Origin of the sequence: Terribacillus halophilus, assembly GCF_900162685.1 — a bacterium.
GTDB classification, from domain to species: domain Bacteria; phylum Bacillota; class Bacilli; order Bacillales; family Amphibacillaceae; genus Terribacillus; species Terribacillus halophilus_A.
On record NZ_LT727828.1, the window covers coordinates 2,122,904 to 2,149,596 of the forward strand.

At 43.5% G+C, this 26,693-nt stretch carries 31 protein-coding genes; 6 read left to right on the plus strand and 25 right to left on the minus strand.

Features of this window, described 5'->3' with window-relative positions:
• Nucleotides 1-15 precede the first annotated feature (15 nt).
• From ftsL to B1K52_RS15410, 6 genes are all read right to left on the minus strand, one after another.
• Nucleotides 16-396, minus strand: coding sequence for a cell division protein FtsL (gene ftsL, locus B1K52_RS15385; protein ID WP_179106572.1), 381 nt, complete (start codon nt 394-396; stop codon nt 16-18).
• Nucleotides 397-414: 18 nt separating this feature from the next.
• Entirely contained in the window at nt 415-1,374 is a 960-nt protein-coding gene (gene rsmH / locus B1K52_RS15390; protein ID WP_179106573.1) for a 16S rRNA (cytosine(1402)-N(4))-methyltransferase RsmH, read from the minus strand.
• 23 nt (nt 1,375-1,397) lie between these two features.
• A complete protein-coding gene (mraZ, locus tag B1K52_RS15395; protein WP_077309776.1) occupies nt 1,398-1,829 on the minus strand; it encodes a division/cell wall cluster transcriptional repressor MraZ in 432 nt (143 codons plus the stop codon).
• 166 nt (nt 1,830-1,995) lie between these two features.
• Nucleotides 1,996-3,621, minus strand: a complete 1,626-nt coding sequence (gene bshC, locus B1K52_RS15400) for a bacillithiol biosynthesis cysteine-adding enzyme BshC (RefSeq protein WP_077309778.1) — start codon at nt 3,619-3,621, stop codon at nt 1,996-1,998.
• 43 nt (nt 3,622-3,664) lie between these two features.
• Nucleotides 3,665-4,048, minus strand: coding sequence for a DUF3397 domain-containing protein (locus B1K52_RS15405; protein ID WP_077309781.1), 384 nt, complete (start codon nt 4,046-4,048; stop codon nt 3,665-3,667).
• On the minus strand, nt 4,045-4,926 hold the full coding sequence (locus B1K52_RS15410; RefSeq protein WP_179106574.1) for a 2-dehydropantoate 2-reductase: 882 nt from the start codon (nt 4,924-4,926) through the stop codon (nt 4,045-4,047). Before B1K52_RS15410 ends, B1K52_RS15405 begins: the two co-directional genes overlap by 4 nt.
• A 159-nt stretch (nt 4,927-5,085) precedes the next feature.
• On the opposite strand from B1K52_RS15410, the gene B1K52_RS15415 reads away from it, so the two are divergent.
• Complete coding sequence (locus B1K52_RS15415) at nt 5,086-5,535, plus strand: GNAT family N-acetyltransferase (protein WP_179106575.1); 450 nt, start codon at nt 5,086-5,088, stop codon at nt 5,533-5,535.
• A 19-nt stretch (nt 5,536-5,554) separates the two neighbouring features.
• On the opposite strand, the gene B1K52_RS15420 is transcribed toward B1K52_RS15415, so the two are convergent.
• From B1K52_RS15420 to B1K52_RS15430, 3 genes are all read right to left on the minus strand, one after another.
• Nucleotides 5,555-6,031, minus strand: coding sequence for a hypothetical protein (locus B1K52_RS15420; RefSeq protein ID WP_077309789.1), 477 nt, complete (start codon nt 6,029-6,031; stop codon nt 5,555-5,557).
• Between the two features lie 126 nt (nt 6,032-6,157).
• Nucleotides 6,158-6,331 carry a 50S ribosomal protein L32 gene (gene rpmF / locus B1K52_RS15425; protein ID WP_077309792.1) on the minus strand — a complete coding sequence of 58 codons (174 nt, stop codon included), beginning with the start codon at nt 6,329-6,331 and terminating at the stop codon, nt 6,158-6,160.
• 31 nt (nt 6,332-6,362) lie between these two features.
• On the minus strand, nt 6,363-6,878 hold the full coding sequence (locus B1K52_RS15430; RefSeq protein WP_077309794.1) for a YceD family protein: 516 nt from the start codon (nt 6,876-6,878) through the stop codon (nt 6,363-6,365).
• Between the two features lie 447 nt (nt 6,879-7,325).
• On the opposite strand from B1K52_RS15430, the gene B1K52_RS15435 reads away from it, so the two are divergent.
• The gene (locus B1K52_RS15435; RefSeq protein ID WP_077309796.1) at nt 7,326-8,516 is read left to right on the plus strand and encodes a nucleotidyltransferase; all 1,191 of its coding nucleotides are present in this window, start codon (nt 7,326-7,328) and stop codon (nt 8,514-8,516) included.
• Nucleotides 8,517-8,635: 119 nt separating this feature from the next.
• Here the strand turns inward: B1K52_RS15435 and B1K52_RS15440 are convergent, their stop codons facing one another.
• Entirely contained in the window at nt 8,636-9,658 is a 1,023-nt protein-coding gene (locus B1K52_RS15440) for a SepM family pheromone-processing serine protease (protein WP_077309798.1), read from the minus strand.
• Between the two features lie 173 nt (nt 9,659-9,831).
• Between B1K52_RS15440 and ylbJ the strand changes: the two genes are divergently transcribed.
• On the plus strand, nt 9,832-11,049 hold the full coding sequence (ylbJ, locus tag B1K52_RS15445; protein WP_077310626.1) for a sporulation integral membrane protein YlbJ: 1,218 nt from the start codon (nt 9,832-9,834) through the stop codon (nt 11,047-11,049).
• 4 nt (nt 11,050-11,053) lie between these two features.
• On the opposite strand, the gene coaD is transcribed toward ylbJ, so the two are convergent.
• From coaD to cyoE, 9 genes are all read right to left on the minus strand, one after another.
• Nucleotides 11,054-11,527 (minus strand): pantetheine-phosphate adenylyltransferase, encoded by a 474-nt coding sequence (gene coaD / locus B1K52_RS15450; protein ID WP_077309800.1) that lies wholly within the window; start codon nt 11,525-11,527, stop codon nt 11,054-11,056.
• Nucleotides 11,524-12,093: a 16S rRNA (guanine(966)-N(2))-methyltransferase RsmD gene (gene rsmD, locus B1K52_RS15455; protein ID WP_077309802.1), complete on the minus strand. Its 570-nt coding sequence runs from the start codon at nt 12,091-12,093 to the stop codon at nt 11,524-11,526. Before rsmD ends, coaD begins: the two co-directional genes overlap by 4 nt.
• A gap of 214 nt (nt 12,094-12,307) precedes the next feature.
• Complete coding sequence (locus B1K52_RS15460; protein ID WP_077309804.1) at nt 12,308-12,583, minus strand: YlbG family protein; 276 nt, start codon at nt 12,581-12,583, stop codon at nt 12,308-12,310.
• Between the two features lie 100 nt (nt 12,584-12,683).
• Nucleotides 12,684-13,121 carry a YlbF/YmcA family competence regulator gene (locus tag B1K52_RS15465; RefSeq protein ID WP_077309806.1) on the minus strand — a complete coding sequence of 146 codons (438 nt, stop codon included), beginning with the start codon at nt 13,119-13,121 and terminating at the stop codon, nt 12,684-12,686.
• 49 nt (nt 13,122-13,170) lie between these two features.
• A complete protein-coding gene (locus B1K52_RS15470) occupies nt 13,171-13,404 on the minus strand; it encodes a YlbE-like family protein (protein ID WP_077309808.1) in 234 nt (77 codons plus the stop codon).
• A 15-nt stretch (nt 13,405-13,419) separates the two neighbouring features.
• A complete protein-coding gene (locus B1K52_RS15475) occupies nt 13,420-13,821 on the minus strand; it encodes a YlbD family protein (protein WP_077309810.1) in 402 nt (133 codons plus the stop codon).
• Between the two features lie 99 nt (nt 13,822-13,920).
• Nucleotides 13,921-14,946, minus strand: coding sequence for a CAP domain-containing protein (locus tag B1K52_RS15480; protein ID WP_077309812.1), 1,026 nt, complete (start codon nt 14,944-14,946; stop codon nt 13,921-13,923).
• An 87-nt stretch (nt 14,947-15,033) separates the two neighbouring features.
• Nucleotides 15,034-15,546 (minus strand): GNAT family N-acetyltransferase, encoded by a 513-nt coding sequence (locus B1K52_RS15485; RefSeq protein WP_077309814.1) that lies wholly within the window; start codon nt 15,544-15,546, stop codon nt 15,034-15,036.
• Nucleotides 15,547-15,920: 374 nt separating this feature from the next.
• Nucleotides 15,921-16,856 carry a heme o synthase gene (cyoE, locus tag B1K52_RS15490; RefSeq protein ID WP_077309816.1) on the minus strand — a complete coding sequence of 312 codons (936 nt, stop codon included), beginning with the start codon at nt 16,854-16,856 and terminating at the stop codon, nt 15,921-15,923.
• A 266-nt stretch (nt 16,857-17,122) separates the two neighbouring features.
• Between cyoE and B1K52_RS15495 the strand changes: the two genes are divergently transcribed.
• Nucleotides 17,123-18,031, plus strand: a complete 909-nt coding sequence (locus B1K52_RS15495) for a COX15/CtaA family protein (protein WP_077309818.1) — start codon at nt 17,123-17,125, stop codon at nt 18,029-18,031.
• Nucleotides 18,032-18,089: 58 nt separating this feature from the next.
• Here the strand turns inward: B1K52_RS15495 and B1K52_RS15500 are convergent.
• The 4 genes from B1K52_RS15500 to B1K52_RS15520 all read right to left on the minus strand — a co-directional run bounded on the left by B1K52_RS15500 (nt 18,090) and on the right by B1K52_RS15520 (nt 24,476).
• A protein-coding gene (locus B1K52_RS15500; RefSeq protein WP_143588897.1) for an IS3 family transposase occupies nt 18,090-19,237 on the minus strand; the annotation gives its coding sequence in 2 pieces (ribosomal slippage) (nt 18,090-18,964 and nt 18,964-19,237; 1,149 coding nt in all).
• A gap of 132 nt (nt 19,238-19,369) precedes the next feature.
• The gene (pyc, locus tag B1K52_RS15510; RefSeq protein ID WP_077309822.1) at nt 19,370-22,801 is read right to left on the minus strand and encodes a pyruvate carboxylase; all 3,432 of its coding nucleotides are present in this window, start codon (nt 22,799-22,801) and stop codon (nt 19,370-19,372) included.
• Nucleotides 22,789-24,033, minus strand: coding sequence for a putative lipid II flippase FtsW (gene ftsW / locus B1K52_RS15515; RefSeq protein WP_077309825.1), 1,245 nt, complete (start codon nt 24,031-24,033; stop codon nt 22,789-22,791). The genes pyc and ftsW overlap by 13 nt, the downstream gene beginning before the upstream one ends.
• Before the next feature lie 152 nt (nt 24,034-24,185).
• Nucleotides 24,186-24,476 (minus strand): Fpa/YlaN family protein, encoded by a 291-nt coding sequence (locus tag B1K52_RS15520; protein ID WP_077309827.1) that lies wholly within the window; start codon nt 24,474-24,476, stop codon nt 24,186-24,188.
• Between the two features lie 179 nt (nt 24,477-24,655).
• On the opposite strand from B1K52_RS15520, the gene B1K52_RS15525 reads away from it, so the two are divergent.
• On the plus strand, nt 24,656-25,120 hold the full coding sequence (locus tag B1K52_RS15525; protein WP_077309829.1) for a hypothetical protein: 465 nt from the start codon (nt 24,656-24,658) through the stop codon (nt 25,118-25,120).
• A gap of 111 nt (nt 25,121-25,231) precedes the next feature.
• Nucleotides 25,232-25,435, plus strand: a complete 204-nt coding sequence (locus B1K52_RS15530; protein WP_077309831.1) for a YlaI family protein — start codon at nt 25,232-25,234, stop codon at nt 25,433-25,435.
• A gap of 163 nt (nt 25,436-25,598) precedes the next feature.
• Here the strand turns inward: B1K52_RS15530 and B1K52_RS15535 are convergent, their stop codons facing one another.
• Both B1K52_RS15535 and B1K52_RS15540 read right to left on the minus strand, forming a co-directional pair.
• The gene (locus B1K52_RS15535) at nt 25,599-26,399 is read right to left on the minus strand and encodes an inositol monophosphatase family protein (RefSeq protein ID WP_077309833.1); all 801 of its coding nucleotides are present in this window, start codon (nt 26,397-26,399) and stop codon (nt 25,599-25,601) included.
• A 42-nt stretch (nt 26,400-26,441) separates the two neighbouring features.
• A complete protein-coding gene (locus B1K52_RS15540) occupies nt 26,442-26,630 on the minus strand; it encodes a hypothetical protein (protein WP_077309835.1) in 189 nt (62 codons plus the stop codon).
• Between the last annotated feature and the right edge of the window lie 63 nt (nt 26,631-26,693).

Consider the following 26,693-nt stretch of genomic DNA (forward strand, 5'->3'; position numbering starts at 1 on the left):
TGCTAACAACCTCGCTTATTCAGAGACTTTATTTGCCTCTTTTACTTTCGTACTCTGCACCTTCAAGCCCGCATCACGCGCGATATCAATGATGCGTTCCGGTTTGCTCAATTCCTTTACTTCATATGTGAGGTCTTGGTTGGCAACCTGCTGGCGATCAATTTTGGACTCCAGTGCTTCCAGGTCACTATTGACGTTGTAGGTAGACGCTGCGAAAGTTACGAAATAAGATGCTGCAGCCAAGATGATTAAGCCAAAGAATGCATAAAGAACCTTCTCTCCTGGCGTTATCCACGTTTTTTTCTGGACTTTTACTTTTACCTGCCTTTTCGGCTCCTGCTGCGGTCTTTGTGCCGGACTGCCTTGCTGCCAGCTTCTAGCTCTTTCTGCACTCAAGCTTATTCCTCCCCTGTACTAGAATTCGAATTTTGAACTCCACGGTTTTATTTTTTCTGCTACGCGAAGTTTTGCGGAACGAGATCTTCTGTTATCTTCTAGTTCCGACTCACTTGCAACAATCGGCTTTCTCGTAACAAGAGCAAATGGTGCCTTACTGTCTTCCGGTAATATTGGGATGTTACGCGGCACAGGAAGTGGCGTACTCCAAGCTTTAAATGCTTGCTTGCACATCCTGTCTTCCAGTGAATGGAAGGTTATGACAGAAACCCTGCCTCCTATTGCTACAATCTCTGCTGTTTGCTGCAGCGCGTCCCGAAATGATTGCAGTTCATCATTTACTGCGATTCGGATCGCTTGAAAAATCCGTTTGGCCGGATGGCCGCCTTTTCGTCTTGCAGGTGCAGGTATGGCTTCCTTGATCACTTCTACAAGTTCAAAGGTTGATTCAATTGGTTTCAATTCTCGTCTGTTCTCTATTTTTCTTGCAACTTGCTTGGAAAATTTCTCTTCGCCGTAGCGGAAGAAAATCCGTACAAGCTGCTCGTAAGACCACGTATTGACCACCTCGTAGGCAGACAGCGTTTGATGTTGGTTCATGCGCATGTCCAGCGGCGCATCGTGCTGATAGCTGAATCCTCTCTCTGCCTGGTCAAGCTGGGGTGAAGAAACACCAAGGTCAAATACAACCCCGTCCACTTCTGTCACACCTCTTGCTTCTAGCTCACTTTTCAAATCACGAAAATTAGCTTGGATATATTCGATTCGATCGCTGTATTCCGCCAACCTCGCCGATGTGGCCTCTATGGCTTGCTTGTCCTGATCAAACGCATACAGCTTTCCTTTATCAGACAGCTGCTTCAAAATCACTTCCGAGTGACCGCCTCCACCTAGGGTGCAATCGACATATGTACCTTCTGGCTTCACAGCGAGTCCTTCAATTGTCTCTCTGTTCAGCACACTATAATGTTCAAACAAGCTATACATCCTTTCGGCTGCCATCAAATATCGAAATCAAGCATATTCTCAGCAATTTCAGCAAAAGATTCTTCAGATTCATCGAAATAGGAATTCCATTCGCTCTCCGCCCAGAATTCGATCCGTCCAGACACGCCGATAATGGCAACGTCCTTCTCTAGATTCGCATATTTCCGGAGCGGTGCAGGAATATTGATCCTTCCCTGCTTATCAAGCTCGCATTCCACTGCTCCTGAAAAGAAGAAGCGTGTGAATGCGCGGGCATCCTTTTTGGTCAATGGCAGCTTTTTTAGTTTTTCTTCTAAGAGTCTCCATTCCTCCATAGGGTAACCAAACAAACATTGGTCCAATCCGCGTGTAAGTACAAACCGCTCACCTAAGTCCTCGCGGAACTTTGCAGGCACGATAATACGTCCTTTCGTATCGACCGTATGCTGGTATTCCCCCATGAACATAGACTCCGCCCCCACTTTCCATTTTCATAGTACCACATCCCCCCACATTACACCACCTCAATATTCACACTTTTTACTAGCATTTTCTCCCGTACTTAGCGGTTTTTCGGAGATAACTGCACAAAAAAACGTGCCTGGTCGTCGACCAAACACGCTTCCTGTGTCATCATACCGAAACAATATAATGTTCTGTAGTAAAATCATAGTTTTTCTGCCATAATTCACGCCAAATCCCCACGCCGGATGTATTCCAGATTGCAAATACGTTTAATGTCCGCTCCTGCAGCCCATTTTCGGGATGCAGCGCAACTTGCAAATGCTCAAAATGTGACAGCGCTACATGGTGCTGCTCTTTAATCCTAGCTTCCATTCTGCTTACAAGGAAATCAATATCTTCTTCCAAATGAAGCAGGTTCTTATCTGCAAGCCGACCAAGATCATCGGCAATTGATGAAGCACTTTGCCGAAGCGGCGCGTGCAATTCTGCCATTGCTTGTTTTACTTGCTGTGACAATACAGACAGTGGAGGCTGCGCTTGAGCGGCTAAATACTGAAGCTTTTCTGCATTTACTCCGTCCGCGATTGCTTTTTCCGTATTCAACTGATAGCGATGCAGCAGTTTTTCTGTTTTGCTGTCCAGCATCGTAAACGAAAGCCGCGGCATAATTGGCGGCATTTTAAAACCGACGGCATGGAATCCAGCTTGCAAATTCGACCAATAAGAAATCTCTCCAGGACCAGCGATAAAAGCTAGCACTGGCAGAAGGTAGTCTTGCATAAGCGGGCGTGTTACCACATTATTACTAAGTCGTTCCGGCGCAGCTTCTGCCATGTGCACTATCTCGTCCTCGGTAAAGACCGCTTCATCTGCTTTCCCGCGCCATTTGCCTTCCTCATCACGTATCAAGAGTGTTCTTTCGCCATCAATATAACAGAAGAGATTGGCATCCTCTATTTCCGGTCCTAATGTATTAGAATAGCCTTGCTGCTGCAGCTCCTGTGCTGTTTTATACACCCCTGCACTTATTTCCTGCTGTTTTTTGATCAGCTGCTGGAAAAACGGCCCTTCTATCCGTCGAAGCTGTTTATCACCGGAATCCAGTAAAATCAGACCTGAATCTTGATAAAGATGGTGGATAAGTCTCGCAAAGAAGTCGACAAAGGTGTCGGATTGATCCAGTAAGTCGCTAACAATTTGATGGATATCCTTCGTATCTGCTGTTTCTGGTAAAGCAGCAATCACTTCCTGCAGAAAGCGATGCGTCAGCTCTTTATCAAGCACCACATCGGAAGCTGCCACTTTTTGTGTCAGCTGCTGTTTCCATTTGAATTTATGTAATTTATGTTGTTTCGGCAGATAAATGTGGTTAATCTCTTCTACATCATGGTCTTCTCCGGCAATCCAAAATACTGGAATTACTTTGGTTCCAAGCTGTTCACTCTGCTGTGCAGCAAGTGCAATAATAGAAGTGATCTTATGCAGCGTCAATAACGGACCTGTAAATAGACCTGCTTGCTGACCGCCAACCACTGTAACGGTACTAGGGTCTGCCAAGGCTTCTGTATTGTGAAGCGCCTTGTCGTCTGCTCCCCACTCTTTATTTCGTTTATATAGCAAATCAGCCAGTTCTCCTCGCGGAAAGCTGCGTTCTTTCAACTCTTGCTGCCGGGCTTTATAGCTATCCTGGCGAAATGGTGCGTAATCGAATTTATCTATAACAGAAGGATGCTCTGCCCGATAATCGGCCACCAATTTATTCGGACTTTCCAGTCTCATTGGTTGTATTACCATAGTAAGTACTCCTTTGTTTAAATTAACAGTTATATTGTATGTATTATTGCCTAATGAATGTAACGATAATGCCTGCTACGAGCAGCAGTGCATACAGCGGAGCAAACATTAAGAAGCAAATGCGCAGGAACATACGCCAAATATGCTTGAAAACAATCTCGCCTCGGTATTTGTAATTCATAAATACGATGAGCATAAACAATACTGCAAGAAATCCTATCATATATCCGATGACAGCTTGCTGTAAAATGATTTGCAACATTATCATAACAGAAACGATGTAAAACACGGCTGTCGTTTGAACTGTATGCAGAAAGGCATTCCGTCTTTTCCGAATGAACCTTCGAACAATAAGAAAATATATCCAAGTTGCAAGCGGCGGTACTGTAATGGCTGCTGCCAGAAGGTAAGCGATAAAATGCGTCATAAGCTAGTCCTTTCTTGCTGTCTTGTAAGTCCAAGTATACTATAGTAGACAAAATCCGTATAAGGAACGGCTCGTTTAGCATGCTTTTGCACATATCCTGAGATGGATTCCACTTCGGTCTTTCTGCCTGCTTCAATATCTTTTAACATGGAAGAACGATTGCCTTTGGTGGCCATAATAATCTGACGTACATACACCCATTGTTCCGCGAAATCGAAATCCAGTGCTTCCGCTGCTTCCTCACATAGTTTCTGCGCTATCGCACAGAACGCTGGACGTTCAAGCAGCTCCCCGTTTTTCACACGATATATCGCCGTCAAAGGGTTAATCACTGCATTGGCAATCAGTTTCTTTCCAAGCATACGATGCCAATTCTTCTCCAATAGAAAAGGGAAGTTCGGGTCATGTAAATGTTTGACAAGCATTTCGGCGCTGTTACCCGTTAGGTTTGCCAGTCGGATAACTGCTTTTCCGGTATGCAGCACACTCTGCTGATCTACCCGCAGGGCACCCTGTTCCACAGATCCGACAATGATTGGATAGTCAAACGCCGCAGACCGCAGCATATCCGTGTGAGCCATTCCATTTTGGAGAAACACGACTGGTGCTGCAGCATGGGACACTAGTTTATCCCATACAGACTTTACGTCGTATTGCTTCGTACAGACAATATATAGATCAGTTGATTGCACAGTATACAAATCATCCAATGTTATAGCTTTTATATGTATTGTTTCTCCATCCAGACGAATGCCTTTCGCAGAAATTAATTCGGCTTGTACGTTTGTTCTTGTCAAAAGCTGCACCTGATGCATGCTGCTAAGTTTTGCGGCTGCAAGCAGTCCGATTGCACCTGCACCGATTACAGTGATTCTCATCTCCGTCCCCCCCATTTGACACATACCTAATTGTTTATTTTAGCAAGGTAGCTGCCAAAAGGATATAAGAAATATAACGCTTGAATTTGCAAACGTTTTCATATATGCTGAATGCATAAGCACCTAGCGATTTTTTTTAATACGGAGAGGGGAATCTGTATGACAGTAGCTAAAGTGGAAAAATTGCCAGTGAACTATAAAACAGCAGAGGATTTTGAACGCTTTGCAGCTCAGGGAAATGCAGAGCTTTCGATGTTCGATGAATTTCAGCTCAGCTTAATTGAGAGTGACGATGACACGCTTTTTTACGGCATTTATATGGATGAACAGCTTGCCGCAAGAATGGCACTCACTTTCGTAAGCGAACAGAAAGATAATACATTTTATCCTCCAAAAGGATACGTGGAGATTACCAAACTTGAAGTGCTGCCAGCATACCAAGGAAAAAAACTCGGCTCATCCCTAGTTGAATTTGTACAATCCTTTACGAAACCCGTACGTACGAAAGCACGAGTTAATTCTGAGTCCTTCTGGGAACAGTGTTATTTCAAAGAGACTGGCAAAAAAGAAGATAACTTGTCTGTAATGACTTGGCAGCCGACAAAATAAAAAAGCCCCTTTGGGCTTTTTATTTTGTCTCTGCTTCCTCAATCACCCAACGACACAGCTTTTCCATCTCGATACATGCATCTTGATACCGTTTCAGCTGATCTTTAAGCTTCCCATTCTCTATTTGCAGCGTGCGCAGTTCTTCATCAGGCTGCTTATCAGGAACATGGAAATTTTGTTTCACTTTTTCCAAAAGATCTATCGCAGCCTCCAAACTGACAGAATCCTTTCCTGCCTTCTTCGGAGCAGCCTCTGGAGTTGGTTCTGCACTTTGCTGCTTCCTATTTTGTTTCGCTATTTCAATATCCGTTTGATAATATTGCCGAAGTGAGGCATTCCAACGAAAACCGCAAGCTGCACCTGTTCGGTTAAGCTTTACCGCAACATCCCGAAATGCATCCAGCTGTGTTTTACCTTCCTGAATATAATCCAGCACTGTATTTGCTAATAGCACATCTTCTTTGTCAGTCCATGCATCCTGCCTTGTACTTTTCACAAGCTTCCCCCCTCTTCTATCCTGCTATCAATGTATGCAAGAGGGAAAAATGCTAGACTAGAAAAAAGTAGATAGAATATAAAAAAACACCTATCATCATTTCTGACGATAGGTGTTTTTCAGTTCTTACGCTTCAACCACTGCTTTGCCATCATAATGTCCGCAAGATCTGCAAACGTGGTGTGGTTTTGCAAGTTCGCCACAGTTAGAGCATTCTACCATTCCTGGTACATGCAATTTTTTGTGTGTACGGCGTTGATTTTTAACTTTTTTAGAAGTTCTTCTTTTAGGTACTGCCACTGTCCTACACCTCCTTCAATCATTCACATGCTTATTCGTCGTCCTTCTTCAAGAGAGCCTGCAACTTCTCAAGCCTCGGATCGATCTTGTCCTGCTGTGCATCCTCACTGGCAACCTGCCAGCCTTCTCCTTGTTTGACGGCATTATCCAATACCTCTTCATCATCGGAGAAAACACGGAAAGGAACATCCAAGAGAATATTTTCCTCTATATACGGTTTCAAGTCAAGCAGTTCTCCATCAACTGGATGAATTTCCGACTCGTCATCCGCGCTTGCATAAGGAGACAAAGTAAACAGTTCAGTCGCATCAATATGGAATTCATACGGCACATCCGCCAAAGTACGCGCACATGGCAAGATCATCTTGCCGTCTATCGCAAACTTAACAGTAATGTCGTTACCATAAGAAGTCGCCTGACCGCTGACCTTCACCGGATCAATACGACGAATATCATTCTTGCCCTGGATGTCAGACACATCCACTTGCTCTGTAAATTCGAAAGGTTCAAGACCTTTAGCTTTAAGCTTTTGAACCGGAATTTTCACGTTAATTCACCTCATGGCAACAAAAGTAATTGTAAAAAAAAACAGAAGCTTTGTCAATATATTTTCTTTACAGCAAGGCAATAATTAGCCTATATTCATATTAACACACTAGAAAAGCGGAAGAAACCGTTTAGAAACGGAGGAATAGGTGAGAAAGCCCGGAGAGTGATGCCTTTCCACTCGCAGGGATTTATCACCTATACCGCAGTTTCTGGTTTCTGGAGCTAGACACAACCGAAAAGCGTAGAAAACCGTTTAGAAACGAAGCGGTAAGTGAGAAAGCCCGGAGTGGGCGTTTTCCCCACGCAGGGATTTATTGCTTACAGCACAGTTTCTGGTTTTCGGAACTAGACATCACTCGGTAAATGAGAAAGCCCGGAGTGATGCTTTTCCACTCGCAGGGATTTATCGCCAAAAACTATCCCTACCCCAAAAAGGAGGTCCCACATGAAATCATGCGGTATTGTCGTTGAATATAACCCATTACATAACGGTCATATTTATCATATACAGGAGGCCCGTAAATTAACCGAAAGTGACTGTATGATTGCTGTGATGAGCGGTAACTTTATGCAGCGGGGTGAGCCAGCTATTTTGGATAAGTTCAGCCGTACGGAGGCTGCTCTGCAAGCTGGCGTCGATTTGGTAGTAGAGCTTCCTTTCCTTTATGCAGTTCAGCATGCTGATTTATTTGCGAAGGGTGCTGTAGCTATCTTAGATACGTTAGGCGCTGACCACCTTGTATTTGGTTCTGAAGATGGCACTATTGATGCTTTTCGTCAAGCACAGCTAAAACGTACACAGAAGAAGGAAGAATTTGACGAGATCTTGAAACAGTCACTCGAACAAGGCTTATCGTATCCAGAGGCAAGCCGGTCTGCATATGAAAATATAGGAATAAATTCAACTTTAGATTTGCAAAGTCCAAACAATATTCTCGGGTTCGCGTACTTGCGAGCGGCTGAGCAGCTTCACGCAAACATACAAGTGGATACCATTCCACGTATAAAAGCAGACTACCATGACGAATCCATCACTGGACCGATTGCAAGCGCAACCTCTATTCGGTCTGCTCGGCTAAGAGATCAAGCAGAAAGCATAAAACAAGCTGTGCCCGAATCTACATACGCTGCCTTACAAGATTTGGAACAGCTTCATAGTTGGGAAGACTATTTTCCATTGCTGCGTTATCTCATCCTAACCCATACACCTGAAATGCTGCGAAAGATTCAAGGAATGGACGAAGGTTTAGAATATCGGTTCAAGCGATACATTCAGCAATCCGGTAGCTTTGAGCAATTCCTCACTCACGTCAAGACAAAACGTTACACGTGGACAAGGCTTCAGCGCGTTTGTGTGTACCTTTTGACGAATTCACACAAGCAGTTCGTCACCGAGTGGCTGGATAACAAACAGCTGCCATACATTCGAATTTTGGGGATGAGCAAAGCAGGTCGCGCATTTCTGTCTTCTAAAAAGAAGCAGCTTGAGGTGCCGCTTTTCACGCAGTTAAAGGATAACAGCCATCCAGTAGCTGATTTAGAGCTTCAAGCATCGGATGCCTACTACAGCACTTTAGCGCCGGCAGCAGCTGCTGCCGCTCGCAAACAAGAGATTTCGCCTCCTAAATTCATATAACAACACAGCCAATTAAAGCGAAACTTTATTAGTCCTGCATATTAATTTTGATGTAGAAAAAAATCCAAACGATGCTCGCAGTATCGTTTGGATTTTTTATATAGCTCTAACCTATTATTTTATTTCTCAGGCAATTTTTCTAAGTATTCTTTTGCTTCCTCAAAGGTGTCTACTGGAACGACTTTCATGTCTGTTTTAATATCTTCTGCTGTTTGTTTTGCGAGCTGGTAATTAGAATCTTCTGCACCATTTTCATTTGGCGCAAAGAAAACAGCACAGCCTTCCTTATCTGCTGCCACAACCTTCTTATCGATGCCGCCAATACGGCCAACATTTCCTTCGTAATCAACTTCCCCAGTACCGCAAATTTGTAATCCCTGCGTCAAGTCTTCTTTTTCCAGCTGATCATAGATTTCCAAGCTGAACATCAGTCCTGCACTTGGACCGCCAATTTCTCCGCTTGAGAAGGTAACTTCCGGATCTTCGTTTACTTCCCTGTCGGTTACTAATGTAATACCAATACCAGGAATCTGGGTATCAGGCAAGGCTTCAAGCTTCAATTCCTTCTCCAGCTGCTTGTCGCCGCGATTAATTTGCAAAGTGATCGTATCGCCTAATTGTTTAGATGTCACGTATGTTGTCAGATCTGTTGCTTCATTCACAGTTTTATCATCTATACCGGTTATATGGTCACCTGGCTTTAGAATTCCATCAGCAGGCAAATCATTTACCACGGATACGACATAAACCCCTTGATAATCCACTTGCAAATCGGCATCTGCTGCTTGATAAGCAACGACTGTAGAGGCTTCCTGTGAGCTCTCCATTTGCATGAGTTGTGCCTGGGTATATTCTTCCTCGGAAATGCCTTCTGGAATAACATCCTCCAGTTTCTCAATCTGATGATACGGGAGAATGTGTGCCATCACATACTGAAATGGCGTTGCCTGTCCGCCCCGTACGGTGACAAGATGCATATCTCCTTCGCTTTTATCACTGCCAGCCACCGAAACAATTGGATCAAGTGCATCTGCTCCCCCGGGTTTGTATATATAATACGGCATTCTGTAAATCCCGGAAAAACAGAAGACAATGAGCAGCAATAGCACGATAAACAGGGTATAGCGCGTTTTCTGTTTCATCTTCAGTTCCCCTTTTGTGCCCTCTTTCTCTACTAATTCAGCAGAAGAAGCATAATTCTCTTTGAAGCACGCGTATAGTTAAGGTAGCCTGTACCAACAGACTGAATTCAAGTGTACTACTTCGATATCAAGAAGTACAGCAGTCACAAATCGGAGGGATCATTGTGCAAAAAATGAAATCGATTTTGTTCGCTGGGGCAGCGCTGCTTTTAGCAGTCAGCCTGATTACATATCCGGATCCAGCACTGCAAGCAAGCATACGCGGGCTGAATATGTGGTGGGAAGTCGTATTTCCATCTCTGCTGCCTTTCTTCATCACAGCAGAGCTGTTAATCGCTTTTGGGATGGTTCGCTTCATCGGTGTATTCTGCGAGCCGATCATGCGGCCTTTGTTCAATGTACCAGGTGTCGGCAGCTTTGTACTGGCAATGGGAATGGCTAGCGGTTATCCATCGGGAGCTAAACTCACCAGCAGATTGCGGCAGGAAAAACAACTGACAAAAACAGAAGCAGAGCGACTCGTATCCTTCACAAATGCCAGCAACCCTCTATTCATTGTTGGCGTAATCGCTGTTAGTTTCTTCGGTGACGCCGAGCTTGGGCTCCTGCTTGCTATTGCACACTACGGCGGGAATATACTTGTAGGTATCTGCATTCGATTTTTCGGCCGGAATGAAAATCGCCCTTGCTTNTTTTACGGCCGTAATGAAACTCGCTCTGTCTATGTGCGTGAGAAAGGACTAGTAAAACGCGCTTTTCGGGAATTGCATGAAACACGTTTGGCAGATAAGCGCCCTTTCGGTAAGATCTTTGGCGATGCTGTCATTCAATCTATCCAGACACTGCTGATGATTGGTGGATTTATTATTATGTTTTCTGTCTTCAATAAGCTTTTATTTATACTAGGTGTCACCGATTTCCTGGCAAACGGGCTAAAAATAATTACCAGTTTGTTTGGCATCCCAGCTGATTTGGTCCTTCCAATGCTCTCTGGTTTCTTAGAAATCACGATGGGCGGACAAATGATTGCACAAGCAGCCGGATCTGATTTCTTCTTCCCTATCGTAATTGTCAGTTTTGTCCTCGCATTCAACGGCTTTTCCGTGCAAGCCCAAGTAGCGAGCATTCTTGCGGATACAGATATTCGATTTGCACCCTATTTCTTTGCGCGTATACTGCACGGCTTTATTGCAGCAGGTTTGGCAGCTTGCTTATATGTACCACTTTACGCAAGACATAAAGAAACGAGTATCTATACTTTTCTACATGAAAAAACAGCTCCAAATTCCATGGAGCTGCTGGAACGGATAGCATCTTTCGGGCCGCTGTTTACAATAAGCATCCTTGCACTAGGTACACTTATTCTGCTGCGACGACGTCTATCCCATTAATTTCTTAAAATTTCAGTTTGATTGCCTTATGTACAGGGGGCGGTACAAGCTTACTTATATCCGCTCCATAACTTGCTGCCTCTTTCACAATGCTGGAACTCAAAAAGCTGTATGCTGCATCAGCTGTGATGAACAGCGTTTCTAATTCCGGTTCTAAATGGCGGTTAATACCGCTTATCTGCATTTCACTTTCAAAATCACTAACAGCCCGCAGCCCTCGAATCAGTACGCGCGCGTCATATCTTTTTGCAAAGTCTACAGTAAGACCTTCTGCTTTTGCTACGGTCACATTCGGGAAATGTTTCAGTGACTCCTGTACAAGTTCTACTCGCTCTTCTGCGTTGAAAAGTGGCTGTTTCTTGTTGTTCACAGCTACTGCAACAATCACTTCATCAAAGATAGTGGCTGCTCGTTTGATAATATCCACGTGGCCGTTCGTTACAGGATCAAAAGAGCCTGGATACATTGCGATTGTCATCTGTCACCCTCCTGAGCAGCTTGGTAAATTGTAATAGCAGTAGTGTTCCCATAAGTTTCCCGTTTCACCGCTTGAAAACCAGCGATAAATGCTGGCAGTTCTTTACGTCCATCGTGTTCACAAACAATTTGTCCGCCAGTTCCAAGTATACCAGTCTCGCTAATCTGCTCCAGTAAGCTCTCGTATGATACTTTTTGATATGGCGGGTCTAAAAAGATAAGATCAAACCGCTTCTCTCGTTTCGCAACAGCTTTCAGCGCACGCAGTGCATCATTTCGATACACTTCGGCAGCGTCTGTCAGCTTCAACGTCGTCAAATTCTGATGGATCGTCTCAACAGCCTTGCCTTGCTTATCAACAAAAATACAAGTATCCATTCCTCTGCTAAGCGCCTCAATACCAAGCCCGCCGCTTCCTGCAAACAAATCAAGACACGCGCCTCCTTCAAAGAATGGGCCTAGCACCTGAAACAGGCTTTCTTTTACTTTGTCAGTCGTTGGTCTTGTCAATTGATTGGGCACGGCTTTTAGTGCCCGTCCTTTATGCTCTCCAGCAATCACGCGCATTGCTTTATCACTCCTTCAAAAACGATGTATAATCCTGCTAAAGCCAGTCCATACTGTACTACTGAAGCGGCTATCACGCTTATAGCTGCTTCATGAACACGGAGAAGACTTACGTTTCCCCATAAGCTCTTCCTCCGGTTTCTCCTCTCCCTTTGCCTGTTTGTTTTCATCGGAAACAAAAGGCGCCTGCAGGGCTATTCCCTGCAGGCTTTTTTTATATACCGATCTTATAATCGTATTCTTTTGCTTTATCCTGTATTGCATTCTCAAAATCTGTACGTACAAATGGGCGGTACGATAACGCTGTTTTAGATACGAACGGCAGCCTTTGTAATACTGCTTCTTTTTCTTCTGCTTCCTCCATGTTCACATAAATCATGGCATACTTTTGCTTTTTGGAAACAAAGACCAAATGTCCGTGCCGCTTCAGCTGCTTTATATTTTTCATATGTTGGAACCATACGACGATTCCCTGACGTTTTGTCAACATAAGTGATGTTCCTCGCTTTACAGCTTTTTTACTAGTGTAGCAAAGCCTGCCCCACTGGAGCAACATAAAAAACCGGCAAGCCGAAGCTTGCCGGTCGTTTTTAAGAGGCACAGCCGCAAGCTCCGCCGCTGCCGCAGCCACAGCCAGAGTCCTTCATAGCCGCACCAGACCGCGGTGCTTTCACAGTTTCACTCACCGTAGCAGCGAGTGTTCCGCTTATTTCATCGAGCAGTTTTTGCAGATTCCGCTCTGCTATTTTAAATGCCGCAACATTGGCATCCATGTCCATCTCACGCTTCTTGCTGCGAATTTCTTTCATGATAGAGCTGTAATCCGGGTGGTATCTGCCGAATCGCTGCACTTCTTCATATTGTTCCTTTACAGCAGTGAATGCGTCAATTTTCGCTTTTGTTTCACTATCCTGGTAGAGCGCTTCTTGCGAAGAATTATAAGCAGCCATTACTTCCGAATCTCGAATCATTCTGCCTAAATTCTCGGATCTCTCCAATAGCTCAACAAATTCCACAGTTGCAAACATATAACCACCTCCACTATTATCATACCAAATAATAGGGAAATGAAAAGACCTAATCCCGCATTGCTCTTGCCATCTGTATCAGCATGTTCACCATACTCAGCTGTTCCCCGAACTGTCCCATGCGCTGTGGTACGGTTTTTCCGTAAAAATATTTTGCCTGCTTCTCCATATCTGCAAACGCATTTGGATCACGTGATAGCGTTCGATACCAGACAGGGTGAAGTCTGACAAAACGCAGCAGCTCTTCCCGCTGCTTGAGCCTTTGATAGATATCCTGCCGCATCATACCCATCTCCTTCTAGTCTTTGTGAAAGAATGTCGGCCCTTTTTTCTTTGCCGGAAGCTGTTGTTTCACACCTTGATATTGCCCGATTAAATGCTTCACGTTATCTAATGCGCCATTCAGCTGGTGGATATGACCTGATAGCTTCTGCAAATCGAATTGACTTGCCATGCCCATCATCTTACTAACCATTTCGTTTCCTTTTTCGGCTGATTCCTCGTCTGTCTCCATCTGATTCGTCTGTGCAGCTGCTTTATACGCTTGCCAGCTCGGATCTTCTTCTCCTAAAAGCACCCACTTTTCATAATAAGGCTGCCATCCAGTCTGTTTCTGCCTCGCTTCTTCAATAAGCTTCGGGTGCTGCTCGACAAATTGCTTGAATGCCTGAATCGATGGATGCAGATTCGTTTCTGACATTACGATTCAACTCCTATCCAAAAATTACTCTCTCTAAACAATGTATGAAAGCCTAAGCAGAATGACACACAAAAAACCGAGTTTCATGAAGAAACTCGGTTATTGAAGCAAGAAGTTCTGTGTATAGTAATAGCGGTAAACGCCTACCCCCAACTCTTTATAGGTTGAATCAAGCATTGTTTTACGGTGCCCCTCACTATTTAACCAGCCAACCATAGCGGCTGGCGCGTCCGTGTAGCCGGCAGCGATATTTTCACCTGCATTTTGGAAAGGTACTTGACCAGCTGCCAGGCGATCCCCAAGCTCTTCACCACTTGGTGTGACATGCGAGAAGTATTGCTGCTTCTGCATATCTTCACTATGACCAAGTGCGACTGCCGCCACATTATCATTCCATTCAAGCGGAGAAACATCGAATTGAGCGCGCATCACATTCGTAATCTCGATAATTTGCTGCTCCATACCTGCTTGTACTTGCTGCCACTCTTCTGTTGAGAGCTGTGGCTGCTCAGGAAGCTGACCTGTATACGTAATATCGTACGGACGTTCCATAATCAGCTGCTCATCGGTTATGACACGCACAGCAGCTAGTTCGTCCTTGAATGTGTCAAAGTAGAACTGGGCGAACAATCCGTCTTCCAGCTGTGCTAAAGGCTGAATCTGCTGATCCTTGTCCTTTAGTTTAAACGTGTATCGGTTACCATCATAGCGGAAAGACACCTCGTTCTCCAACGTATAATCCTGTTCTACTTCTTCACGGCTTTCACCAAGTTTCACTTCAGCTAAAGTTGCTTCCCCCACAGCAAAGGCTGTAACGATACGGTCATCTTTCACTCCGTACTGTGCATATGCGTCTCCTTTATCATATACATACCACTCATACCCGTAAGAAGATTTATCAACATGATCAGCTTCACCTTGATCTTTCTTCAGCGTATCAGGGGCTTGATTGATCCAGCGCTCTATATCTCCATTCGGTTTTTGGGCAGCTTCTGCCTTTTGTGTATTTTCCGTATTTTTTGTCTTGGCATCTTGGGCAGGAGCCAAATAATCATTTCTATTCCAAATGAATAAAATACCCGCTCCCACTACGAGCAACAATAGCACGATTCGCAAACCTTTCATGCTCCAGCCCCCTTCTTTTCATGCGTTGCACTGCACCTATTATAATACAAAACAGCATGTGGAAATAGCTGACTTTTTCGACAACCTTCACAAACCATCTGCAGGAAGCAGCTGCCCATATGTTCTAAATTGAACCAGCCCATCCGCTTGTCCGAGTTTATGGAAGCCGCAGCGTATCAGCACTTGCTGCTTTTCTGCTTCTTGTGGCTTACAAAACGCATGAATTGTTTCCACGCCTTGCTGCAACAGCCAGTCACAGATGCCGACAATCGCTTCCTCTTCATATCTTTTGCCAGCCATCTCTCTCCGTATATGGAAAAAGAGTTCAGCATGAGGAGCTGTCTGGCGGATAAAAATGTCACCCACCATCTCCTGCTTATATTTTGTATGTACAATCCACGGTCCAAAACCGAAGTTTGTCTGTCCCGTTGCAAGATCCTCCAGATAAAGCGGCAGCTCCGCTTTTAAAGCATTGGATGGCCAGTCCGTTACATACGAAATTTCCTGTTCATAAAAGAACCTAATTGGAAATCGGACAAGCTGCTTTCCCATATCGGTTGTTATTGCCTTTAAACTTAAACGGGGTGTTTCCATATCCATTTCTTTACCCTCTCTTCGGTGCACGTTTATGGTCTTTATTCCCAAAACGATGCACTCGATAAACACAAAATATTTAGAGCCAACATATAAGCGGAGCGCTCTAACTGCTGCGCTGAAAGAATACGCCGCTAGTTTGGCAGGACGTGATAAAGTCCGCTAGTAAAAAACAGCTGGCCGAAGTCTCTACTCCATTTTACACAAATAGCTCCAAGAAGAGACATAACAGGAGTTGCTCTTCATTCCATATAACTGGATGGTAATTTGACTATCTATTTGTAGTATAAATAAAAAAACCGAACCTAAGTGAATTCTTGTGAAAGAATTCACTTCCCAGTTCGGTTTTAAATTCAGACACTTTACAACAGTGTCTTTTATTAGAAGATTGCAGGTGTTGTGAATACAACAAGTGCGATAAAGAAGATCATTAAGTAGTTCAAGCTGTAGATAAACATCCAATTTGCCCACTTTAAATCATCTTTCATGAAGAAGCCAGCAATTCCAATTGCGAGCCAGCCAACGTTCAATACAGTAGCAATGGCAACAAACACAGTTCCCAAGGTTGTTAAATAGAACGGAAGGGGAAGCAAGCATACTGTATATACAATAATTTGACGCTTCGTAATTCCAAATCCATATACAGAAGGCAGCATTGGAATATTCGCTGCTTTATAGTCTTCTGCCTTTTTCATAGCTAAAGCTAAGAAATGCGGCGTTTGCCAAATGAACATAATAGCAAAAACAATCCATGCTTCCGTGCTCAAACCGCCATCAATGGCAGCATAACCGATTAGCGGAGGCACTGCGCCGGAAAAACTGCCGATAGCAGTATTAATGGTATAGCGGCGTTTTGACCACATCGTATAAAGGATGACATAAGCAAACCAGCCAAAAATACCAATCGCTGCTGCTTGCCATGTTGTCAAGAACAAGAAGCCGACACCGAGAACGGTAAATCCAATTCCCATCGTGAGTACAACGGAAAGCGGTATAGTTCCGGTTACAGTCGGGCGTTTCTTCGTCCGTTTCATTACATGGTCAATGTCTCGGTCATAGTAGTTATTGATTACACATCCGCCAGCAATAACCAACCCGCTGCCGAGCATCATATAGATGAATGTCGGAATATGATGAACGAATTGCTCATTCGTCATGTAAAGCGCAAGCCAAAAACCGCCAAATGCAGTTAATAGATTGGAGTTAATAATTCCAGTTTTTATAAGTGCTTTGAAGTCTGTCCATAGACTAGTGTTTGAATCGGCGTGTTCTGCACCATTCAATACTTGTGAAGAAGTTGATTCGGCTTTATTCACACCAGCACATCCTTTCTGCTTGGTTACACATAATTCTTGTATTCTATTACACTTTTCATATTGTAACACGTTATATTCTAAGATAAGAAACTGTTTTTGACAATTTACTGAACTAACCTATTCTTTCAGCTAGTAATTACTTCCCCAGGTGACTACAGGTCATAAAATTGACACGAAATCTCTGATTCTTCTTGTTGATTTCATGTTACGATAAGCTTGATGTTTTTTGTAACGCTATAAGTTTGTATATAAGAGGTGTTTCCTGCATGAAATTATTAAAATATTTATCTGTAATCAGTACTGTCGGTATGTTGTTCATCCTTCTTGGGGGTGCTTTGGTAACAAAGACAGGATCTGCGGATGGTTGCGGTCAAAGCTGGCCTTTATGTGAAGGAGCGCTCACAAATGTAACTCCCGAGCTTGTCATTGAATCAGCTCATCGATTTGTTTCTTCCACAATAGGAATTGTCATTCTCTTACTGGCTATATTTGCTTGGCGCAAAATCGGTCACATTCGAGAGGTTAAATTCTTATCTGTCCTGGCCGTGTTTTTCCTTGTTTTGCAGGCATTAATCGGTGCTGCAGCTGTTGTTTGGCAACAATCTGACGCAGTCCTAGCACTGCATTTCGGTATTTCACTCATTTCCTTCGCTTCTGTCCTATTGCTAACATTGATTGTTTTCGAGGTGGACAAGAAGTTCGATGCACGTGCGCTCGTTATTAAAAAAGGGATGCGTATCCAGTTTTACCTGCATACAATCTTTATTTATCTTGTTGTATATACTGGTGCACTCGTTCGCCACATGCATGCCAGTCTTGTTTGCGGAGACTTTCCGCTTTGTTCAAACGCTGATCCGGGCTTATTTGGTCTCAGCACTGCTCAGATGGTACAGATGCTCCACCGTGGAGCTGCGATGCTTGCGCTTGTCTGGTCCTTCATCATCATGGTCCAAGTGCTGCGTCGCTACAAGGGACATGCTGTCATGACAAAAGGATGGATTATTAGCTTTTGCATGCTAGCAGCACAAGCAGTAGTCGGTGTATTAGTCATCTTCACAGGTATGAATCTATATATCGCCTTAATGCACTCCTTGATTATCAGTATCTACTTTGGCATGATGACGTACTTTATCATGCTATCCTTCCGAAGTGCGAAATTCGAAAAAGAACAATAAGAAATCCACTGCTTATGGGGGACTGACCCCCGTTTCTGAGACAGGGATCAAAAAACCTTCAAACAGCCGATTGCCGATATTGTATCGGTGATTGGTTGTTTAGTTTCGTTTGGATACGAATATTGTTATAATAATAAATATATTCTTCAACAGTACGTTCTACGATGGCAGTCGAAGTTCGATTTATGCTGTTAAGATAGAATGTTTCAGACTTTAGTATGGAATGAAACGATTCGATAGAGGCATTATCAGCGGGCGTTCCTTTTCGGGACATACTCATGGTAATGCCTTTTGCTTTTACAGCTTCTTGGTACTTATAAGATGTGTACACCGACCCCTGATCACTGTGTAATATGCAGTTCTCAGGCAATGGTGGCAGCTGATCGAGTGTCTCCAACACGAAAGCTGTATCTTGTTTATCTCCAATAGAGGACGCCACTACTTCGCCATTGCACAAATCTATTATACTGGAAAGATACATTAGTTTCTGACCATAAGGCAGGTATGTAATGTCGGTTACGAGCTTCTCAAGAGGACGATCAGACTGAAAGTTCCGATCCAATAAATTTTCTGCGACGGCATATGGCTGTCCAGTTTTCTTACGTTTCTTCACTTTAACCCGGCACTGCCATTGATTCTCCTGCATTACTCGCTGCACGACTTTGTGGTTAATGCATTGCTCCTGTCTCAGTAAGGCAGTAATCTTTCTGTAACCGTACCGATACTTGTGTTCTCGGCACAATATGCCAATTTGCTTTTTAAGTAGTTCTTTCGAATCGTCTTTCTCTTTGTTCTTCCAGCGATAATAAGATGCTCTCGAGATACCTAAATGTACACAAATATCCTGTATTGTCATTGTGTTATGCAGTGATTCTACAAGTTCGACTGCCGTTTCTCTATCAACTTCCTTTCCAATTCCTTGTACTTTTTTAAAACTTCATTTTGTTGCCTTAAAAATCGGTTCTCAGCTTGTAATTCCTCTACTTCTGAAGAATAGGCTGGCCCTTTCCCGTAGGTGTACTGCTTGCCAACTGGCTGTTCAAAACGATGCGTCTCTTCAGACTTATACCATCTAACCCATGTCTTCACTTGAGACCTACTCTTAATATTTAGTTCGTTCATAATCTCTTTTACAGGCACGCCTGCCAAGCGCATTTCAACTGCCTTCATTTTTATCTCCACTGGATAACTGACTCTAGTTCCCATAGAAAAAACACCTCCAAGTATTATTTCGGATAACAATCGTCCGTTTTCAACCTTGAAGGTGTTTTTTATTTGTCTCAGCGTATGGGGTCAGTCCCTGGGATCCGTTCCCAAAAGCAGTGGATTTTTTAGTATTTATTCAAACTCTACAAGCAAATCGCCTACTTGGATTGGTTCTCCGTCTTTTACGTAGACTCCTTTTACTTTTCCATCGAAAGGCGCTTGGACTGTTGTCTCCATCTTCATTGCTTCCGTAACGAGGAGCTGCTGTCCCTTCTGCACTTGATCACCTGGTCCAACAAGTGCTCGGATTACAGTACCTGGCATTGTGGCACCGATATGCTTTTTATTCTGCTTATCTGCCTTCGGTGTTGTTTTGACTGTTGCTTGCACTTGTTCATCGCGCACAAGTATTTCCCGCGGCTGACCGTTAAACTCAAAGTACATCGTTCGCATTGCATCTGGACCAGCTTCGCCAATTGCAACCAGCTTAACAATCAACGTTTTACCAGATTCAATTTCCACTTCGATTTCTTCATCCATTTTCATGCCATAGAAGAACGTTGGTGTTGTCAATACGGATAAGTCGCCGTACGCTTCCTTGAAAGCGGCGTATGTTTCAAATACCTTCGGATACAGCGAATAGGCGACAACATCTTGTTCCGTAACTTCACTTTCAAGCTTTTCCTCTAGTTCTCTGCGAAGCACATTAAAATCAACGGAAGGAAGCAATTCACCCGGACGTTTCGTAATTACTTCTCTATTCTTAACAATTACCTTTTGCAGTTCTTTCGGGAAACCTCCATATGGCTGACCAAGATAACCTTGCGCAAATTCAATAACAGAATCAGGGAAGTCTAAGGACTCTCCTTGTTCGATGACGGTCTTTTCATCTAAATCATTTTGAACCATGAAGAGCGCCATATCCCCGACTACCTTTGAGGATGGTGTTACTTTGATAACATCTCCAAACAGATCATTTACCCTTCTGTACATGACCTTCACTTCGTCCCAGCGATCACCTAAGCCGACAGCATTGGCTTGCTGCAGCAAATTACTGTATTGTCCGCCTGGCATCTCATGTAAATAAACCTCTGCGTGCGGAGCTTTCATTCCACTCTCAAAATCACTGTAGCGCGCGCGCACATCTTCCCAGTAATGGCCAATCTCATCATAATTATCGACATTTATGGAAGGTTTACGGTCCATTGCTTGCATCGCATGATAGAACGAGCTGGCACTAGGCTGAGATGTCAGGCCAGCCATCGGCCCTGCTGCAACGTCGACGACATCAACACCTGCTTCCACAGCTTTCATATAGGTGAGCACACCATTACCGCTTGTATCATGCGTATGCAAATGAATTGGCAGAGATACAGTGTTTTTCAACGCATGCACCAGTTCATATGCCGCCTGCGGCTTGAGCAAACCTGCCATATCTTTAATACCAATAATATGAGCACCCGCTTCTTCTAATTCTTTGGCCATCTTCGTGTAATATGCCAAATCATATTTTGTTCGGCTCGGATCTAATATATCGCCAGAATAACAAAGCGCTGCTTCCGCTACTTTATTTTGCTTGCGTACTGCTTCAATTGCTGGTTTCATATTTTCAATCCAGTTCAAGCTATCAAAAATACGATACACATCAATACCGGCCTGCGCACTTTCCTCCACGAATTTTTCTACAACGTTATCCGGATAGTTTTTATATCCTACTGCGTTACTAGCACGCAGAAGCATCTGGAATAATACATTCGGCATTTTTTCTCGCAGCTTCGCCAAGCGATGCCATGGGTCTTCTTTCAAGAAGCGATAGGCAACGTCAAAAGTAGCTCCGCCCCACATTTCGACAGAGAAAAGATTTGGCAGCAGTTTAGCCGTTGGTTCGGCAATCGCAAGCAAATCTTTTGTCCGAACGCGTGTGGCCAAAAGGGATTGGTGTGCATCTCGGAAAGTAGTGTCTGTCAATAGCACTTCTTCTTGATTCTTCAGCCAATCAGCAAGCCCTTCTGGTCCATGTGCATCAAGTATTTGTTTTGTCCNAAGGCCTTTGTGCAGCTTGGGTATCCTTTGGGGCGGAAATACAGGTTTTTCTACTTTGCCGCTTCCGTCAAAGCCATTGACCGTCGTATAGCCGATATACTGAAGCATCTTTGTTCCTCTGTCCCGACTTTTCGGAAAATCGAACAGTTCTGGCGTTTCATCAATAAAGCTCGTAGTGTAGTCCGCCGATAAAAACTTTTCGTGCAAGACTAAATTTTCCAAAAACGGAATGTTGGTTTTGATACCTCGAATCCGGAACTCGCGCAGATTTCTCTCCAATTTATAAGCTGCTTGCTGATAACCAGCTGCCCAAGTTGAGACTTTTACTAACAAGGAATCATAATAAGAACTTATCACCGCACCTTGGAAGGCATTTCCTCCATCCAAACGGACACCAAATCCTCCACTGGAACGGTAAGCCATAATTTTACCCGCATCCGGCATAAAATTATTTAACGGGTCCTCCGTCGTGACACGTGCTTGAATGGCAAAGCCATTTGTTTTGATATCAGCTTGTGCAGGTATGCCAAGTCGCTGATCAGTTAGGCTGTACCCTTGCGCCAGCAAAAGCTGTGTCTGCACAATATCAACACCTGTCACCATTTCTGTGATTGTATGCTCTACTTGGACACGCGGGTTAACCTCGATAAAGTAAAATTGATTATCTGCTACAAGGAATTCTACAGTACCCGCATTCAAATAGGATACGTTCTTCATCAATTTAACGGCTGCATCACAAATCGCAAGTCGCAGCGACTCTGGCAGACCGACACTTGGTGCCACTTCGATGACTTTCTGGTGACGTCTTTGAATCGAGCAATCACGCTCGTACAAATGAATGACGTTGCCTGCACTATCACCAAGAATCTGAACTTCAATATGCTTCGGATTCTCAATCAGTTTCTCTACATACATTTCATCACTGCCAAATGCAGCTTTCGCTTCTGATTTCGCACGTTCATAGGCTTCTGCTACTTCTGCTGCATCACGAACGACACGCATACCACGTCCCCCGCCGCCAAGCGAAGCTTTTATGATGATCGGATAGTCATGTTTGGCAGCAAAAGCTTCTACCTCTTCAAGATCTTGGACTGGTCCATTACTTCCTGGAATGACTGGTATTTCTGCCAGTAATGCTTGCTGTCTTGCTTTTACTTTATCCCCGAACATATTCAGCTGTTCGCTGTGCGGCCCAATGAAAGTAATGCCTTCTTCTTCACAGCGCCTCGCAAAATGAATGTTCTCAGAAAGAAAACCATAACCTGGATGAATAGCATCCGCTCCAGAATTTTTCGCAATTTCAAGAATATTCTCGATATCAAGATAGGCATCAATCGGCTTTTTCCCCTCGCCGACCAGATATGCCTCATCCGCTTTAAAGCGGTGACTGGAGGATTTATCCTCTTTTGAATAAATCGCAACCGTCTGTATACCGAGCTCAACACAAGCTCGGAATACACGAATAGCGATTTCCCCTCTGTTTGCAACTAAAACTTTACTAATTCCCCTTAGTTCGTCCATCGTTCTCCTCCTCTAGTCTTTCCCCTGTTTTGTGTAGTTGTACTAGTGGTGCGGATCCTCTGTCGATTGGAGGGACGTTTTCCCCGCTTATCTTGTGTAAAGGTGCTGTCTGATACAATCAGTTCCTGTGAACGTACATACTTGGCAACATTATTCAAAATGCCCATAGAAGCGAACAAAATCAGCAAGGATGTACCTCCGTAACTGACAAACGGCAGTGTTACACCTGTAATTGGCAATAGGCCGGTGATTGCACCCAGATTAATAAAGGTCTGAATACCCACCATCGACGAAATGCCTATTGCCAATAATGAACCAAAACTATCTCGGCACTGCTTGGCAATATAAAGACCCCGCAGCACAATAATGGCTAGCATAGCCAGTACTGCTGCTACGCCAATAAAGCCAAGTTCCTCTGCTATAACTGCCATAATAAAGTCTGTGTGCGGTTCTGGCAAGTACCCTAGTTTCTGTACGCCCTGACCGAGACCGTCACCAAACACACCGCCTGTACCAATGGCAAGGTAGGATTGAACGAGCTGGAATCCGTCATCTTGAACATGTTCCTCATCAAATGGCTGGTAGGCACCCGTAAAACGGGATACTCTTTCTTCTGTAACCATATGGGGCCACACCGCCAAAATTAATAAAAGCCCCGCAACAATCAATAAACTCAAATGCCTAATCTTAATTCCGGCGCTGAAAATAATCGAGCAGGAAATCAAGAATATAATCGAGGCATTCCCAACATCCGGCTGGATAACTATTAAACCAAGAATCATTCCCAATGCTATTAATGGAGGCAGAACTCCCTTGGAGAAACTATCTAAATAGCTTTGTTTCTTCGAATAAATAGATGCTAGATAAATAATCATCCCTACTTTAGCCAATTCTGCAGGCTGCACACTGAAAAAGCCGAGACTGAACCAAGATCTGGAACCGTTTACTTTACCAGTAAATAATACTAAAACTAGCATCAAAAAGATAACCAGCATCAGCGGCTTAATCACCTTATGATATTTTTTATAGGGTACGAAACTAAAAAACGCAAACACTGGAATAGCTAATGCAAACCATACAAGCGTCCGTACAAAGAAATGAGTCGCTGCCCAATCATATTTGACTACAGCAACTGTATAGCTGGCACTGTAAACCATTACTGCACCAAAAGCAGTCAGCAGTAATGGTGTGAACATCAAAGTAAAGTCGAAATTACGCAATCTTTTTTTCATATTAAAGCTCCCAGTATGTATTTTACGATCATCACTAAACCGCAGTATGGATGGAATAATAAAAAAACCCCGCCGAATTTGAAGGGCAAAGGGTTTTCATCTTTCATATGGGATGCCCGTACAAGTGTATGACAAGCGGCCTGCCCTTTGTATTAAGAACGCATAGACCGCTGTGCCGCTTCATGCAGCACATTCAACTGTCTTTCCAAGTTTTCCAGAAGCTCTTTTCCATCTTCTTCTTTCACAAGGTTCAATCGAATAGCAAAATCTATCTCACGAGACAATCCAAACATTTGTGTATCAAGCACTTCTTCATAAAGCGGACATTGCGGCATCATCAGATTGTCCATCTGTACTTTGATTAGTTTAAGTATCTTATCAGCATCCGCCAAAAGAAGGGCATATGCTTTCTCTTGATTACTAACGGTGATCTCAGATATCAAAATTATCCCTCCGTTAAACAGACTTCTTCTATACAATTCTAGCGGTACTCCCGCTAAATTGCAAGACACGTCCTCCTATTAATTTTGTCGAATCTTTGTCATTCGACGCATTACTTATGTTAAACTACCAATATGTTAGTCAAAAAGAGAGTATATTCTGTTAAAGGAAGTGTCTCCATATGATAATTACATTGACAGGCAAGGTGGAATTTCCACTCACACTTGACCCATCAGTCTGGATTTTTGATGATCGCAAAGTCCTTTTTGAAAACGCTTTTAAAGAGGTGGAACCTGTTCCTGATGCGGAGGAAAAACATTGGGATCGTTCTGTTTACCAGCAAAAGATGAAACCGCCTATTAACAAAAGTCTTACACGGGAAGAACGAAAAAAAGCACTGGAGAACAGCTACGTGATGCCAATTGCTGATTTTCTTGCTACTGCTAACATACAGGAGGATGCTACACATGCCGTGTTCGTGACAGAAACCGGGGAAGAAAGCGTTGCTTTGGACGATCTCAAAGCGAGTATGTTCTTATTTGCAGTAGACGGACGCAGCATTAAAGAAACTGGTCCTGCACACTGCTACCTTCCCAGCAAACAAGAACATCCTATAATGGCAATCCGCCAAATACGTATTAGCTAAGCTGCTGTATAGCAATGCCTCGTATTGGGTAAGACTGCGAATGCCGGCGCTAAGCACAAAGTCGTATCGTATGGTAAACTGAAAAAGTATTATACTTTCTGAGGTGATAGCATGCGAGTAAAGTGCGTAATTTGCGATATAGTCGAAGAAATAGATGATGGAAGTCCACAAGCGAAGAAGTTGCGCAATCGACGTAATACAATGCATATGTGTACAACTTGTACAGAGCGCATTACCTTACGAACGAAAGAAAGAAAAGCAACCGGCAACTTTCAGTTATATCGGGAATCGAAGACAGATGAACCTTTAATTTAATCAAATGAGGTGAAACGATGTCAAAAGGACTAGCTTTATTAACTGCCATTTTGGTAATTGCCTGTTTTGTAGCAGCAGGCGTGACAATCAGCTACCAGAATTACGGTTGGATGNAAAAGGGCAATAAAAAAGACGGGCTTCCGTCTTTTTTATTTTAACTCAATTATTTTAACTCAATATAGTCATCAATTAATTCTTGATGGATGCTTGTATTTGCCGCTACTACTGTTGTCCTGTTTAAGAAATCGACTGGCTGTCCAGAAGCATCCGTCAATTTGGCTCCTACTTCCTCTAATAAAACATAGCCGCCTGCATAATCCCAGGGTTGTAAACTAAAAGTCAAATATGCATCTGTAATACCTTCAGCAAGAAAAGCGAGTTCTAAAGCTGCTGAACCATAAGCTCTCGTTCCTATTGCTTTGTATACTAGCTGCTGCAGCTTTTCTTCATTTACACGACGGTTTGGGCATAACCAAAAATGATTCAGTTCAATCAAGCATTGGTCGAGCGTTTTTTCCGGAAGTTTTGGAAGATGCTTATCATTTTTGAAAGCACCTTCTCCTCGTTTTGCATGATAAATAGTGCCCTCTATGACATTGTAAATCAAACCAATTTCGGCTATACCTTCATGAATAATCCCGATGGAAATGGCAAAATTGGTTTTTTGGTGGACAAAATTCATTGTTCCGTCAATTGGGTCGATGATCCAAACGGTACCGGTAGTCTCATAAACAGCTTCTCCTACACCTTCTTCACCTAAGACTTTGTGGCTTGGATAATTTTCTTCAATTTTCTTTAAGAAGAAAGATTCCACTGCTTTATCCATTTCAGTCACAAGATCTTTTGGGCTTGACTTTGTCATAATTTCCAATGGTGTATCCATTTTCTCTTTGATCAGCTGTCCAGCTTCCAGCACCCATTGATAGGCCTGTTCATGTAATGTGTGCTTCAATGATTGCTCCATCTGTGCTCCCCCATTCTTTCCACTAGCTTAACATAAAACATCTTATGATTCGAATTGATTCAGACGCTCTCGCAGTATATTCAGCCTTGCTTTCGTCTCTTTAATTACGGTCTTATCATTCTCCTGTATGGCATCATGCAACGTAACAAGCTGATAATCGATTTCCAGGCGAATCGCCGGCACTTTCTCCTCTGCTTCCCTTCTCCGCAATGCCTCCACTACATCACGCATTTCCCTTCCCTCCTTCATGTTTTTTATCATTCAGTCAAGTTGTTTCTTTTTACCACTGCAGCG